This window comes from Bradyrhizobium diazoefficiens (assembly GCF_016616885.1).
In the GTDB taxonomy this organism is placed as follows: domain Bacteria; phylum Pseudomonadota; class Alphaproteobacteria; order Rhizobiales; family Xanthobacteraceae; genus Bradyrhizobium; species Bradyrhizobium diazoefficiens_F.
This window is the reverse complement of record NZ_CP067102.1, coordinates 357,926-371,971: the sequence shown is the minus strand read 5'-3', so window position 1 is coordinate 371,971 and position 14,046 is coordinate 357,926. Positions and strand designations below refer to the sequence as shown.

General features: G+C 64.3%; 14 protein-coding genes, 1 tRNA gene and 1 pseudogene. 9 read left to right on the top strand and 7 right to left on the bottom strand.

The window, feature by feature from the left end:
• The first annotated feature begins 288 nt into the window (after positions 1 to 288).
• A complete protein-coding gene (locus JJC00_RS01660; RefSeq protein ID WP_200471048.1) occupies positions 289 to 654 on the top strand; it encodes a hypothetical protein in 366 nt (121 codons plus the stop codon).
• Positions 655 to 796: 142 nt separating this feature from the next.
• A pseudogene (locus JJC00_RS01655) lies at positions 797 to 1,078 on the top strand (transposase); the annotation flags it as partial.
• Between the two features lie 181 nt (positions 1,079 to 1,259).
• On the opposite strand, the gene JJC00_RS01650 reads toward JJC00_RS01655, so the two are convergent.
• Both JJC00_RS01650 and JJC00_RS01645 read right to left on the bottom strand, forming a co-directional pair.
• Positions 1,260 to 1,589 carry a type II toxin-antitoxin system PemK/MazF family toxin gene (locus JJC00_RS01650; protein WP_246774060.1) on the bottom strand — a complete coding sequence of 110 codons (330 nt, stop codon included), beginning with the start codon at positions 1,587 to 1,589 and terminating at the stop codon, positions 1,260 to 1,262.
• 149 nt (positions 1,590 to 1,738) lie between these two features.
• Positions 1,739 to 2,311 carry an NYN domain-containing protein gene (locus tag JJC00_RS01645; RefSeq protein WP_246774059.1) on the bottom strand — a complete coding sequence of 191 codons (573 nt, stop codon included), beginning with the start codon at positions 2,309 to 2,311 and terminating at the stop codon, positions 1,739 to 1,741.
• Between the two features lie 863 nt (positions 2,312 to 3,174).
• On the opposite strand from JJC00_RS01645, the gene JJC00_RS01640 reads away from it, so the two are divergent.
• Positions 3,175 to 3,357 (top strand): hypothetical protein, encoded by a 183-nt coding sequence (locus JJC00_RS01640; protein ID WP_200471046.1) that lies wholly within the window; start codon positions 3,175 to 3,177, stop codon positions 3,355 to 3,357.
• 111 nt (positions 3,358 to 3,468) lie between these two features.
• Here the strand turns inward: JJC00_RS01640 and JJC00_RS01635 are convergent.
• The 4 genes from JJC00_RS01635 to JJC00_RS01620 form a co-directional block, all read right to left on the bottom strand.
• A tRNA-Thr gene (locus JJC00_RS01635) sits at positions 3,469 to 3,544 on the bottom strand.
• 99 nt (positions 3,545 to 3,643) lie between these two features.
• Positions 3,644 to 5,404, bottom strand: a complete 1,761-nt coding sequence (locus tag JJC00_RS01630) for a heme biosynthesis protein HemY (protein WP_200471045.1) — start codon at positions 5,402 to 5,404, stop codon at positions 3,644 to 3,646.
• Between the two features lie 48 nt (positions 5,405 to 5,452).
• On the bottom strand, positions 5,453 to 6,703 hold the full coding sequence (locus JJC00_RS01625; RefSeq protein WP_200471044.1) for a COG4223 family protein: 1,251 nt from the start codon (positions 6,701 to 6,703) through the stop codon (positions 5,453 to 5,455).
• 65 nt (positions 6,704 to 6,768) lie between these two features.
• Complete coding sequence (locus JJC00_RS01620; protein WP_200471043.1) at positions 6,769 to 7,515, bottom strand: uroporphyrinogen-III synthase; 747 nt, start codon at positions 7,513 to 7,515, stop codon at positions 6,769 to 6,771.
• A 112-nt stretch (positions 7,516 to 7,627) separates the two neighbouring features.
• On the opposite strand from JJC00_RS01620, the gene tsaD reads away from it, so the two are divergent.
• From tsaD to JJC00_RS01590, 6 genes are all read left to right on the top strand, one after another.
• Entirely contained in the window at positions 7,628 to 8,701 is a 1,074-nt protein-coding gene (gene tsaD, locus JJC00_RS01615) for a tRNA (adenosine(37)-N6)-threonylcarbamoyltransferase complex transferase subunit TsaD (RefSeq protein ID WP_200471042.1), read from the top strand.
• A 2-nt stretch (positions 8,702 to 8,703) separates the two neighbouring features.
• Positions 8,704 to 9,684, top strand: coding sequence for an NAD(P)H-dependent glycerol-3-phosphate dehydrogenase (locus tag JJC00_RS01610; protein ID WP_200471041.1), 981 nt, complete (start codon positions 8,704 to 8,706; stop codon positions 9,682 to 9,684).
• A 2-nt stretch (positions 9,685 to 9,686) separates the two neighbouring features.
• Positions 9,687 to 10,100 (top strand): EVE domain-containing protein, encoded by a 414-nt coding sequence (locus tag JJC00_RS01605; RefSeq protein WP_200471040.1) that lies wholly within the window; start codon positions 9,687 to 9,689, stop codon positions 10,098 to 10,100.
• A gap of 222 nt (positions 10,101 to 10,322) precedes the next feature.
• The gene (locus JJC00_RS01600) at positions 10,323 to 10,793 is read left to right on the top strand and encodes a hypothetical protein (RefSeq protein ID WP_200471039.1); all 471 of its coding nucleotides are present in this window, start codon (positions 10,323 to 10,325) and stop codon (positions 10,791 to 10,793) included.
• 20 nt (positions 10,794 to 10,813) lie between these two features.
• A complete protein-coding gene (locus JJC00_RS01595) occupies positions 10,814 to 11,938 on the top strand; it encodes an AAA family ATPase (RefSeq protein WP_246774058.1) in 1,125 nt (374 codons plus the stop codon).
• Positions 11,939 to 11,940: 2 nt separating this feature from the next.
• Positions 11,941 to 12,894 carry a tetratricopeptide repeat protein gene (locus tag JJC00_RS01590; protein WP_200471038.1) on the top strand — a complete coding sequence of 318 codons (954 nt, stop codon included), beginning with the start codon at positions 11,941 to 11,943 and terminating at the stop codon, positions 12,892 to 12,894.
• 53 nt (positions 12,895 to 12,947) lie between these two features.
• On the opposite strand, the gene JJC00_RS01585 is transcribed toward JJC00_RS01590, so the two are convergent.
• A complete protein-coding gene (locus JJC00_RS01585; RefSeq protein ID WP_200473945.1) occupies positions 12,948 to 14,042 on the bottom strand; it encodes an adenylate/guanylate cyclase domain-containing protein in 1,095 nt (364 codons plus the stop codon).
• Between the last annotated feature and the right edge of the window lie 4 nt (positions 14,043 to 14,046).

The following is a 14,046-nucleotide window of genomic DNA, read 5'->3' as shown; positions in this document are numbered from 1 at the left end:
CAAACTGAAATCGCATTCGGTGTGCTCTTCCGGCTACAGTCTACGGAATTCCGCCGGGGCTGTCGCGGTTTGCCGCAATTGCGGCTGGCGCATTTGCTAGATTAGGTCGCATCGAGAAATGTCTATGAATGCCACGGTGGTGACCCCTCGGTCCCCATCGGGAAGAGTGCAGCCCCTCAGGCAATGCGGTAAACGCGCTCTAGCTGCTGATCGCAGCACTCGATCACTGTGCCGCGCGGCCAGACGGCAAGCCGAACCGCATTTTAATGCGACGTTTGGAGGCACATCATGACACCCATCACCCTGACGACCTTCCTCGCCCGATTGACCGTTGGCACACTGCTCGCGGCGTCACCGCTTTTGGCCATCGCTTACCCGGAGCCGAATCACGGGTTTCTCTTTAATTGGGTGGGTTGGCTGCTGATCTTTTTCGTCTACCTCCCGCTGTTCGTTACCTTTGTGGTTGTCGGCGCAGTCGCTGCTGCCGTAGCTCATCCCTTGGGTCTAGTTGTTGTGGGACTTTTTGGATTTGGCTACTGGCGCTTTGTGCGAACGCTGCGCGGCGACCGCGAGCGCCCGATGGACTTGCCCGCCGCCGAGACCGCTCCTGAGCGGGGTGCGCCACGCCTCATCACCTACCGACCGCGAGACTGATCCACCGCGCTGCCACATAGGAATGGGGAAAGGGAGGGTTGGCGCGACCTGCATGACATCGGGGACGATGGCCGCCGCCGCAGGGGCTGCCGCTGCCGCCCCGTGTCCAATTGGCGGCTGGCCCTTTAGCGACCAGCTAATCTTCCTGACAAAGCGGATCAACCACAGCGAAGCCTATTCAGACAGCGAGGACCTGCACCAACCAAGCGGAGTCTTTTTCTCTCGCCTGCGCCGTGCCGAGATCGGCATCCATCACCACGTTGCCGGTCCCTATCTAGCGGCCTACGCGAGCGAAATGGCTTGGCGGGAAAACAACCGCCGTATTAGCAACGGCGAGCAGTATCTGATGACCTGCGACGCTGCTTTGCAGCACCCGGTTTCGCGCGAGTGGAAGGGCTACCGGCAGCGATCGGCAAAGATTTGATGGGCCCTAAAACGAAAAGGCCCTGCCGGGGCTTGTTATCGCCTAGGCAGGGTTGCCCTTTCGGGTCTTGAGGCTCAACGTGCTTGGGAGTCGAACCCAATGCCACTAAGTATAGCCATAGGCAGCGCCTGCGCTCGCGAGCAATCGAATCTAATGTTGGTATTTGCTGGTTAATGTCAAGTTACATGCCAATGGCCTTGAGCACGCAAGCACGCACACGCGCAATGTCTTCGGCAACCATTTTTGGGTGAAGATACTTACGCATACCGCCCTGATCGCGGCTGGTATGAAACAGATCGAGTCTCTCAAAAGAGACCGTAGCTATCATGTCACACTTGGCCCAAAACACTTTGTAAGGGAACGGGTGTGGGAGGGGTTCGGAAAATTCGACCCGAGCAACATAGGGTAATTCTCGCTCTGGCTCGTCTTGAGAGAGAGCGATCACGGTGCATAGACCATCGCGATAAGGAAGGCGCGGGGAAATGACCACAGCTGGTCGCTTCTTGATCATCTCCGGAGGCTGGAAGCCCCCACGGCTATAGTCGCAAAGCAATATCGTTCCAACGCCGACCGGAAACTTGATTCCCATACAAGGTAGTTAGCGCTTCGACGCGCAGGTAGAAACCAGAAGTTCCCACTACTCAACCTAATTGAAGGCCTTTAGGGCCAACCCACCGCTCGCTCAAAGTCTGCATGCCACAGTAATTCGGGGGCAACTCGATGATCCGGCATAGAAGCCAAGATGACTTGCAGTCCCCTGATGCGACAATTCTTCATGGCCGGCACACAATCCGTGTCTCCGGTCACGAGGATGATTCTATCGACAGTGCGGTCGGCCGCGAAATTCGCCATGTCCAAGCCGATCCGCATATCCACGCCCTTCTGCTCGAAGTCGGGGCTAAAATCCTCGTCCTTAAGTTCGGCAGCGGCTACAGGGATTTTCTTCGGCTTGAAGCCTCGAAATTTCAGAACGCCTTTTCTAATGGCAAAAAGGTCCTTAGCTGCGAGGTCGTTGAGCCATTTGTCAGACCCGGAAAATGCGGTCATTTTGCCAGATACTGGGAGTTTCACTTCGCCATTGAACGGCGGGCAGTCATAATACAGGACGCGAAGCAAAGTTTCCTGCTCATGGACGCAAGCATGAGCAACTTTCTCAATGAAATCAGGTATATACTTATGGCCGCCCCTTCGGGCTTGGACACGCAGGTGCCCGCCGTCGATCAGCACAGCCACTTTCAAAATAAAAACCCCCACGGCTAGGCCGCAGGGGTTTGATACGTAGCCCGCCTACGGGCGTAGCGGATAAGCAGGCACCATAAGTGGCGACCCGCGAGGCATTGTCAATCGGAATTATTAAGGAAGGTTCCCGTTTGCAGGCCGCTATCGAGCAATTTCCCAAAGCATGTACTGCCCCGGCCCCTGTTCGCACCGGACAACGCCGTTTTCGCGCTGGGTTCGGAGCGCCACGCCAACCCGCTTAGACATGATCCGCAAAAGCCGCTGATCGTGCTTGTCCAAGGCTCGCTCCACCAGAAGCTCCAAGGCGATATCGCGACTGGTAAGCGGCTCTGCGGCTTGGCGGAGGATGCTGAGAACGATCCGGGACATCTGGCCCCCGGTTGCTCCAATCCTTGGGTGGCCGGAAAGCCTTTGGCTTGATGGTCTCGACCTGAAAATCTGGATCGAATTGGACGATGGTGGCATCCAGAGCCTCTAGGTCCAAAGACCATCTTCCGCAACCCTTCGTGCATCCGCTCTATATATCCCCGGCCAATTCAGCGCGACGCCTTACCAATCCGCTAACCACCAATTTCAGTCATTTTCGCTCTCCGTGCAGGTGCCTGCACGGATGGTAGCGAGGCAGGCAGCGTCATCGCCAGCCGTGGCTTGGTGAGTTTGCTACCTAATGCCGTTGCTGTCCTTAAAAAACATGGTCGGCAGGCGATCAGGCAATTGTGCGAAGAGAATCCGGCAGCATATCTGCGGCTCGTAGCTAGCCTCGCGCGTCGGGTGAGTAATAGAGACGGCACCATCAACTGCCGGCGATCACGAGGCCGGCGTTTTATCGGCGGGGGCGGAAGGGCGGAGTTAGACAAATGACCCGATCGATACCCAAGCTGGCGCCTGACGACGTCATTGAATGGCGTGATGGCGAGCGCGCACGCGTCAATTGGGTCTCGGAAGACGGCAGCAGATTCCGCGTCCATGGCCTGCCGACGCTATCGCGCGCGACGGACGCCTTCGCGGTGGTCAGCAAGCGAGTGGACGTTCCGGATTGAGTTTCGCCCGCGCGGATTTTGTGACTGCTGCTGACCCGGCGCTGACCCGAGGCGCAAATGACCCGAAATCAACGGCACCCAAAATTAGCGAATTCTGTTGTTATTTCAAGGTGGTGCCGCAAGAGGGATTCGAACCCCCGACCCCGTCATTACGAATGACGTGCTCTACCAGCTGAGCTATTGCGGCGAACCCTGGGGGGCCCGGGCGATGCCGGCCCCGATACGCGCGCTCGTGATATCGGGCATGGCCCGAATTGGCAAGGACAAGCGGCAGGCGAAATGCGGCTCACGCGCCCCAGCGGGACCAGAATCCGCGCCAACCGCCGGCCTGGGCCTTTGCCTGGGCCTTGGGCGTACCGATTTGTTCCGTAAATTCATCGCTCGGGCCGTCATCATCGATACCGGGATCATCCGGCGCGCGAATGATCGGGATAACGGTCTGGATCGGCGCCTGCGTGGGCTTGCCGAGGTCGGCACGGGTCCGGAACACCGGCGTTGCCGCCACCGGCGATGATTCGGCGGCCTCAGAGGCCGGCTTGACCGGCTCGGCGGGCGTCACCGCCGGTTCTTCCTTGGCCGCCGGGGGCGCGTTGTCCTGCGCGGCCGGAGGAGCAGGGGCCGGGGTCGGGACCGGCGCGATCACGGCCGGTTCCGCCGGCGCCTCGCTGGCCGCCGTCACCCGCTTCGGCGGCGGGGCGGCAAGCATGGCTTCCTCGAAGGCCGAGGACTCGATCGTCGTGCCCTTGTCTGAAGGCAGGCTCGCTACCGGCGTCTGCCACTGGAAGGCGTCGAGCCGGCCGGTAACGGGGGAGACTGGACGCCAGCGGTCGCTGACATAGCCGTCCGCGGTCCAGGCCGGGTCGTGGCGGGCGCGCACCGCACGCAAGGTCCAGGCACGGGCACGGCCGCCGTCGCCGTGCTCAGTGCGTTCGAGCTCGGCCATCAACAGCGCCACGCGTTGGGTCGGATCGTTGACATAGGGCGCCAGCACTTCGCGCGCACGGGCGAACTCGGAGGCATCGATCGCGGCGCGCGCGATCGCAAGCTGTCCCTCGACATGGCCGGCCTTGTCCGCCGGCGTTTTCGCCGCGAGCGTCTCGACCCGCTGCAGGCGCTGGCGCGCGGCATCGCCGAGTTTGACATGCGCATAGGCGTCGGCGAGATCGGGATGCGGATTGGCGAGCCAGGCGGCCTCGACCAGCTTCATGGCGCGACGCACCTGATGCGCTTCACTCTCGAATTTCGCGGCGAGCACCGCCGCCGGCACCAGGGTCGGCGCGAGCTTGACGGCTTCCATCACGCTCTCGCGCGCGACATCGCGGTCCATCGTCTCCAATTCCAGCGCGCGCGCCGTCAGCAGCACGCCGCGCTGCCGGCGGTAGCCCTGCTTGTCGATCAGGCCCGCAGACAGGTTCGAATCCAGGATCGCGAGCGCGCCGCTCCAGTCGCCGCGCGCACAGCGGAAGCCGAGCACCGCATGCGAGGCCCAGGTCGAGGATGGCGACAGCTTGATCGCTTCCTCCGCGATCATCACGGCGCCAACCGCATCGTCGGCGCGCTGCGCCTCGATGAACAGGCCGCGCAGGCCGAGCAGCCGCGTATCCTCGCGCTCGGCCATGGCGCGGAAAGCGCGCTGCGCCTCGTCGCGATTGCCGTCGAGCTGGGCCGATTGCGCGTGCAGGAGAAGCGCGAGCGGATCGTTCGGCGCGTGCCGCCGCGCCGCTTCGGCGTGACGGCGGGCAAGCGCAGTGTCGCCATGGCCGATCGCGAGCAGGCCGTGGGTGATGGCGTGACGGCCACGGGCATGACGCTTGTCATGGCGGCGGCGGCGCATCCGTCCGGGCATACGCCAGATCACGGTCAGGGTGCTCCAGAGCAAGACGATCAGGACGGCGAATATGCCGAGGCAGAGCACGAACACCGGAATGCTCGGTGAGGCCCTAAAACCGCCCCAGGTCAGCACGACATCGCCGGGCTGATCGGCAACCCAGGCCGCGCCGGCGCCTGCGAGCGCAATCAGAACAAGGAAGAGGACGATGCGAAGCATGACTATCCCTATACGCGCGGATTGTTGCGCGAATCTTATTGAGCAGGCTTATTGAACAGGCTTGGCGAGACCAGCCAGAGCGTCGTCGGCGAATTTGCGGGAGGCCGCGAGCGCGGCATCGCGCGCATCGGCCTTGTCGAGCCAGGCTTGCGCGGGCGCACGATCGGCCTCGGGCAGCGTCTTCAGCTCGCGGCGCGCCTCGACGAAATCGTTGCGCAGCGCTGCGGCCGTGACCCGCGTAACAATGGCGCCGCGGTCGTTGCCGACGCCGTCGGTGCGTTCGATGCGGACAAGCTTTGACGCGCCGGCCTGAAGGCGCTCGACGATGCCGGCACCGTTGCTCGGCGCCTCCGGCGGCGGCGACAATTTCGGCACGATGTTGAGGAGCTCGCGGCTCAGCGCGACCGGCGTCGGAATGCCTGACGCAGCGAATGTATCGAGCGGTTTCAGCACCTCGGGCTTGGCGGCAAGCGACCGCGCCGCGGTGAGCTGCGCCTCAAAGGGATCGTTATGGCGAACAGCGACGTCGAGCAGGGTGGCGGCGACCACGTAGCGCAACGGCTTGTCGTCCATCACCTTGGCATCGGCGATCTTTTCGCCCTGCTGCGCGAGCTCGGCGCGCGCGGTGGTGCTGGCGCGCTCGAGCCGGGAGATGCGGTCGTCGAGGGCGGCGAGGCCGGACGAGGCCGCCGCATCGCGCGGCGCGGATTTCGCATCGTTCAATGCGCTCGCGGTCTTGTCGGATTGCGCGCGCAAACCGGCGATGTCGCCGCGCAAGGTGCCGACGGACTTCTCCAGCGCATCGAGCCGTGCGACGATGGCCGGATCGGCGGCGGGCTTGCCCACTTTGGCTTCGATTGCGGCGACACGCCCGCTCAGCGCGTCGACCGTGGCACTCGTCACTTGCGGCGCGGCCGGCGGCGCCTGCACTGCGGGCCAGCCCAGCACCCAGCCAACCGCGATCACGACCGCAGCTGCAACGGCGCCGGAAAATGGCGCGATGACCCAGGGAGAAATGGCGCCCGATGCAACAGCGCCCTGCGCTTCGTTACGCTCCGGCTCGGGCTTGGCGGTTTCAACCTTGGCTGTCTCGACCTTGGCCGCCTCGACCTTGGCGTCTTCGGCACCAGCCTGGTCGGCGTTTGCCTGCTCGGCCAAAGGCTGCGCCTCCGGCTCACCCGCCACGTCCTGCGGCTGGGTGGAGACTTCGGTCGCCTCGAGGTCGATGGTGGGCGGGGTGCGCTTGGCACGGCCGGACTCGGGGGCCAATCCTGCGTCTTCAGGCTTGTCGTCGGCCATCGTGACGGTTCCTCACACTTTCATACCAGAGACGAGCCCGATTGCCTCGGATTCGGCCCGTCCTCTTACGCCAAACGGGTCCGCAAAGCACGCTCCAAGGCGTCAAACAGGGCATTTTCGTCCGGGGTCGCGGCCACCAGGACCTGCGATGCCCCGGCATCACGCAGCACGCTGGCGACCATCTCGGACAGGCAGCATTGCGGGATCGCCAGCGCCGAGATTTCGACGCCTTCGTCCCGGGCCGCGTCCAGGAAGGCCCGCGCGCTGCGCCGGGAGTAGTGCAACACCGCCTCGATGCCATGCGCGGCAAAGCCGTCGCAGACGTCGCGCGGCAGAAGCTTGACCGGGGCCATGCGGTAGGTCGTCTGAGTGACCACGCTAAACCCTTCCGTGCCCAGCTCGCCGCCGAGATCCCGCGACAGGTCGGCGCCCGCGAGATAAAGTAGCGTGCTCTTTTTCTTCAGCACCTTGTCGCGCGCACTCTGCATCACCTTGTCGCGCAGGGAAGCGGCATCGCCGCCGGCGACGATCACTTCCGCGAAGCCGAATTCGCGCGCCACGGAAGCCGTGTGCTCGCCGACCGCGAACAGCGGCAGCTCCGAGAGGCCGAGGTCCCGCAATTGCGGCGCGACGGCGCGGATTGCATTGGCCGATGTCACGATGATGGCGCTATAGCCCGCCTCACTCTCGTCATGGAAAGCGACCGGCTCGAACTTGAGCACTGGCGCAAGCAGCACCGCATGTCCCCGCGCGCGCAGATTTTCCGCCGTCGCCTCATTGTCGGGATGCGGCCGTGTGACAAGAATGGACATCGCGTGTGTTCCCGGACCACGTGGCGGTGACGCATTGACGAATGCTGCCGGACGTACCAGAACTCTGCTTTACGGATGAGCGCAAGGGCGCAAATTGGATAACAATTCGCCAATGCTGGTACTGGGCATCGAGACTACCTGCGACGAGACCGCGGCGGCCGTGATCGAGCGCGCGCCTGACGGGAGCGGCAGGATCTTGTCCAATATCGTGCGGTCGCAGGTCGAGGAGCATGCCCGCTTCGGCGGCGTCGTGCCGGAGATCGCGGCGCGCGCCCATGTCGACCTGCTCGACGGCATCATCGACCGTGCCATGCACGAAGCTGGCATCGGCTTTGCCCAGCTCGACGGTGTCGCAGCCGCTGCGGGACCGGGATTGATCGGCGGCGTCATTGTCGGGCTCACCACCGCGAAGGCGATCGCGATGGTGCATGACACGCCGCTGGTCGCAGTCAACCATCTCGAGGCGCATGCACTGACGCCGCGCCTGACCGACGGCATCGAATTTCCTTATTGCCTGTTCCTCGCCTCCGGCGGCCACACCCAGATCGTCGCGGTCACCGGGGTCGGCCAATATGTGCGGCTTGGCACCACCGTCGATGACGCGATCGGCGAGGCCTTCGACAAGGTCGCGAAGATGCTGGGCCTGCCCTATCCGGGCGGCCCGCAGGTCGAACGCGCGGCCGCGAACGGCGATGCGACGCGCTTCGCCTTCCCGCGGCCGATGCAGGGACGTCCCGATGCCAATTTCTCGCTGTCGGGATTGAAGACGGCAGTCCGCACCGAAGCGAGCCGGCTAACTGAGATCACGCCACAGGACGTCAACGATCTCTGCGCGAGTTTTCAGGCCGCGGTGCTGGACTCGACGGCCAACCGGCTGAGCGTTGGCCTGAAGCTTTTCCGCGAACAGTTCGGCGCGCCGCGCGCGCTGGTCGCGGCCGGTGGCGTCGCCGCCAATCAGGCGATCCGCGGCGCACTGTTTGACGTTGCCAGGGAAGCGCAGACGCAGCTGATCATGCCGCCGCCAGAGCTCTGCACCGACAACGGCGCGATGATCGCCTGGGCCGGCGCCGAACGCCTCGCGCTCGGCATCACCGATACGATGGAGGCGCAGCCGCGCGCGCGCTGGCTGCTCGACGCCAACGCGACCGCGCCGGTAGGCTACGGCAAGACGCGGGCGGGATACTAGCAATGGCCGCGTTCCAGTCCGTCGCGGTGATCGGCGCGGGTGCCTGGGGTACGGCGCTGGCGACAGTGGCCGCACGCGCTGGACGGAACGTGACGCTATGGGCGCGCAACGCCGAACATGCAGCGCGGATCGCGTCAAGTCGTGGCAATCCGCGGCTGCCGGGCGTGCGGCTCGCGCCGGAGATCGTGGTGACAAGCGAGCTGTCGCTCGCCGCACGCGCCGATATGCTGCTGATCGCGACACCGGCGCAGCATCTGCGCGGCGCGGTCAACACGCTGGCCTCGCACCTCACGAAACCCGTGCCGGTTATCGCCTGCGCCAAGGGCATCGAGCACGGCACCCACAAATTCATGACCGACGTGATCGCGGAAGCCGCGCCCCATACGCAGCCCGCGATCTTGTCGGGCCCGAGCTTTGCCGACGATGTCGCGCGTGGCCTGCCGACAGCGGTGACGCTGGCGGCAAAGGACGAGGCCTTGGCGAGCGCACTGGTCCAGGCACTGGGCTCGGCGACCTTCCGGCCCTATCACACCACGGATATCCGCGGCGTCGAGATCGGCGGCGCGGCCAAGAACGTACTCGCGATCGCGGTCGGTATTGCGGTCGGACGTAAGCTCGGTGCCTCTGCCCAAGCCGCACTCACGACCCGCGGCTTTGCCGAACTGACACGTTTGGGTCGCGCGCTTGGCGCGCGCGGTGAGACGCTCACGGGCTTGTCCGGCCTTGGCGATTTAATCCTGACCTGTTCGAGCCCGCAATCGCGCAACTACGCGTTGGGGTTGGCGCTCGGACGCGGCGAACAGCCGCCCATGGGCAAACTGGCCGAAGGCGAATTCACGGCGCCGGTGTTGATCGAACTCGCAGCTTCGCAGAACATCGAGATGCCGGTATCAGAAGCGGTCGCTTCGATCCTGAGCGGCCGAAGCACGATCGATGGTGCGATTTCAGGACTTTTGACGCGCCCCTTCAAGGCAGAGGAATAAACATGGCGTACTGGCTGGTGAAATCCGAACCATCGGTGTGGTCCTGGGACCAGCAGGTCGCGAAGGGCGCCAGGGGCGAGGCCTGGACCGGCGTGCGCAATTACACCGCACGCATCAATCTCGTGAACATGAAGAAGGGCGACAAGGCGTTCTTCTATCATTCCAACGAGGGCAAGGAAATCGTCGGCATCGCGGAAGTTATCAAGGAGGCCTATCCGGATCCGACCGACAAGACCGAAAAGTTCGTCTGCGTCGACATCAAGGCCGACAAGCCGCTGAAGACACCGGTGACGATGGCGGCGATCAAGGCCGAGAAGAAACTCGCCGACATGGCGCTGGTGAAATATTCGCGCCTGTCGGTGCAGCCGGTGACGGCGGAGGAGTGGAAGCTCGTCTGCAAGATGGGCAGGCTGTAAGAGCGCCAAGGCCGATGTGACAGCTTTGTGATAGCGCGTCAGCCTTGTCACAACCATTGATATCGGCCGACAGAATTCCTAAATTCGGGCGAGGAATGGACGTTCAACAGGTCTTCTCGCGTCATGGCGATGCAGGAAAGGGACGGCGGCGAGCAATCACCAGGGTCCACAGATGGCCCCACAGGGGCCTTTCCATTCCGTCCCCGAAAAGATGTTTCATCGATGCTGGCGATGCTGCTGGCCGGCGCGGCGATGATCGGGGCCATCATGGGATGGTTCTTGACCACGCGCGCGGAGCCTGACGCACCCGTCATCGCGCTGGTGCCGCAGGAGCAGGTGGCCGATGCCATCCCGACCCTGACACCGGATGGCCAGCGGGTCGCGCAATCCGACACTCGGCAATGCCGTTATCCCATCGCATTCATCACGGTGTCGACGCCGGGCAATCCTGCCGGCGGGACCGTCACGTTTCGCACCAGCAAATACCGCTCGCCTTCGTTCCGCGTCACCGACCAGCCGCAAAGAATTGCCCTGCCAAACCCGCTGCCTGACAGCGGCGGGCTCGACCCGCTGACCGCGGACGGCGACGCCAAGGGTTTGCTCGTATCCCTTTATCCGACGGCACGGATGGACCCGGTCAGCGGCTCGACCACCGTCACGGTGCGATGGCCTGCGCGCCCGCCGTGCGGGTGAGATTTACAAGTGAGACTTGAATGCAGAATTTTCTGAACGCGCGCTTCATCCTCGCCTTCATCCTGATCGGCGTGGCGACGGCAGGGGTCAGCGCGCTGCTGTTCAATCCGCAGGTCGGCTTTTTCGGCTGGATCGGCTCGCTCTTCTCCGAGATGACCGCGCTACGCTTCGTCGGCGTCGCGCTGGCGATCGTCTCTGCGACCGGCGTCGGCTACATCGCTTCCCGCCTCGGAGCCGATCCCACGGCATCAGGCTTCGTCCCGATCGGAAGCGGCTACACCTACGGCCGCAGGCTGGCGACCGATTCCGCGACCGGCGAGACCCGGATGGTGACACGCACCGCGGACGATGCACTTGACGACCTCGACATGATGGTCGGGCTCGCCTCGGTCAAGGCCGAGATCAACAAGCTGCTCGCGAGCCTGGAGGTCGAGCGCCGGCGGCGCGAACAGGGCCTGCCGGTGTTCGCCACGAGCCGGCACATGGTATTCACCGGACCTCCCGGCGTCGGCAAGACCGTGGTGGCGCGCGCCATCGGCGACGTCTATCGCTCGCTCGGCGTGCTGCGCAAAGGCCACCTGATCGAAGCCGACCGCAGCCAGCTCGTCGCGAGCTATGTCGGCCAAACCGCGCCGAAAACGCTCGACGTCTGTCGCTCCGCGCTCGACGGCGTCCTGTTCATCGACGAGGCCTACAGCCTGAGTGCGGCGGAATGGAAGGGTGATTTCGGCCGCGAGGCCATCGAGGCGCTGCTGAAATACATGGAAGATCACCGGGATCGCCTGGTCGTGATCGTTGCCGGCTATCCCGCCGAGATGCACCGGTTCATCGCCAGCAACCCCGGACTTGCCAGCCGCTTCACCAAGACGATCGACTTCCCGCCCTACGACGCGATCGAGCTCTGCGAGATATTTCGTGCCATGGCAGCCGAGCAGCAATATCTGCTGCCGATCGGCTTCGAGGCGGCGCTCGCACCATGGATCGACTCGCAACGCGACGATCCGCAATGGGGCAACGCGCGCTCGATTCGAACGCTGCTCGAAAAGACTCGCGAGGCGCATGCCCTGCGCACGTCGCGAGATCCCAATGCGAGCGTCGCCGAGTTCGAGCTCAGTGACATTCGATCAGCAGTCCGGGACAGCTGACCATGAAGACGACCGCCCGCATCGTCGCATTGCACGGCGCATTGTGGAGCATCGATCCCTGGTATCGATGGTCGTGGTACGCATGGCCCTCCGCAATGGCCGTGCTGATCACAGGCTGGATCCTCGTCAGCAAGCCGGTCAATACCGGCGCCTGGGGCAACGCCGGAACCTGGGCCAAGCCGATCGCGCAGAAGGCTACGACAACGACCCCCGCAACGCCCGTCAAGACGACGACCATCAATCCGGTCGACCTCGAGGTGATGAGTTGCTTTGCCAATCGCGGCACATCCTCGGAAACCGCCTGCACCAGTTTGATCAATGGCGGCAAGATATCCGGCGCGAAGCTGGCGTCGGTCTATACCCAGCGGGGCTTCATGCAGCGCGACAGAGAGCCGGACAGCGCGATGTCCGACTTCAGTGCCGCGCTGAAGATTCAGCCCGATTACGCCGCGGCCCTCAACGACCGCGCCTGGATCTACATGACTCGCGGAGATTACGACGCAGCGCTTCAGGACCTGAACAAAACGGCCAGCCCGACGACGCCGTGGCTGACAGCAGCCGTTGCTTACTACTATCGGGGCTTTGCTTACCTGCAGCTGAAAGATTATGCGAAGGCGGTCGCGGATCTGAACGAAGCGATCCGGCGGCAGGCCAACAACGCCGACTACTATCTGGCGCGCGGCGAGGCCCAGCAGGCTCAGGAGAGCTATGACGCCGCCTTGCGCGATTTCGACGAGTTCGGCAAGCGCGCTCCGAAAGATCCGCGCGGCCTGCTGGCGCGTGCCGTGATCTTCGAAACCAAGGGCAAGCCGCGCGATGCCCTGGCGGCACTGGAAAGCGCGGTCACGCTGGCGCCCGACAACGATTTCGCCAAGTCGGAACGCAACCGGCTGCGCGGGCAGGTGAAAGACAATGATCCTGCGAAGAGCAATCCCGGCGAGCTGCCGCCGACCTGATTTCCAGACCGCCGCGGTTGCGACGACCTGCTGCAAAAGCTGCTCCGTCCCGGCTACGATGTCCGTCCCTGCGTCTCCGGTAGCGCAAGCACCTCGCAGGGCGAGGCAATGCCACGCAGCTTGTGCAGTCCGAGCGCGATCAGAGGCATGTCCGTTTCGGCGGCAAGCGCGCCCGACACCAGCACAGTCCGGCCGAGCGGCTTGCACAAGCCTTCGAGCCGGCTGGCGAGATTGACGGCTGGGCCGATCGCCGTGAAATCGAGCCGGTTGGCGGCGCCGATATTGCCCCAGAGCATCTCACCGAGATGAAGCGCGGCACCGAATGCGAGCAGCGGTAGTCCCCGAGCGGCGCGCTCCGCGTTGAGATACGCCATCCCGGCTTCGGCTGCGCCTGCGGCACGCAGAGCAGCATCGCACGCGCGGCGCGGCGATGCTTCGACGACCGGAAAAATCGCGAGCACGCCGTCGCCGATGAATTTCAGCACCTCGCCGCCGAAGGCGTGAACCGCACCGGCGATGCGATCGAACCAGGCGTCGAGCGCGGCGATGACATCGGCCGGCGGACTGGTCTCCGACAAGGTGGTGAAGCCGCGCAAATCCGCATAAAGCAGCGCAGCCTGAATGGTCTCGCCGAGGTCGCGCCGCAGCGGCGCCGCCAGCACCCGTTCGGCGCTGCGCTTGCCGAGATAGGCGTCCAATGTCGCGCGCAACGTGGCGCGCGCAGCGAGCAGGGCAAGGGGCGTTGCGGCAAATCGCGCCGCCTGGCGCAATTGCTCGATCTCGTCTGCGGTGAACCGGCGCGGCCCGATCCAGCCGAGGAGCGGCCCATCGGGCCTTCCGACGCTGTCTTCGTGCACCTCACCACCCGCGATGTCGCGTAGCCAGCGGCGCCCGGCATCGGTTGGCAGATCCGGTGCGAGTCCGCCCGGCGCGAAGCCAAGCGCTTCGATCACCCGGCCGCCCTCTGCGCGCCACAGCCAGGTCCGCTTCGCGATCAGTGGGTGCGGCACCTCCAGGGTCAGGCTGCCTGCCGTAAGCGGCACCCCGTCGGCGAGCAGGTGCGCGCCGAGTTCCGCGAGCAGGCGATCGGCGCCGGGACTATCGGAGGCGGCATCGACAAGCCAGGCGAGGGTCCGGGAGAGTTGCATGATC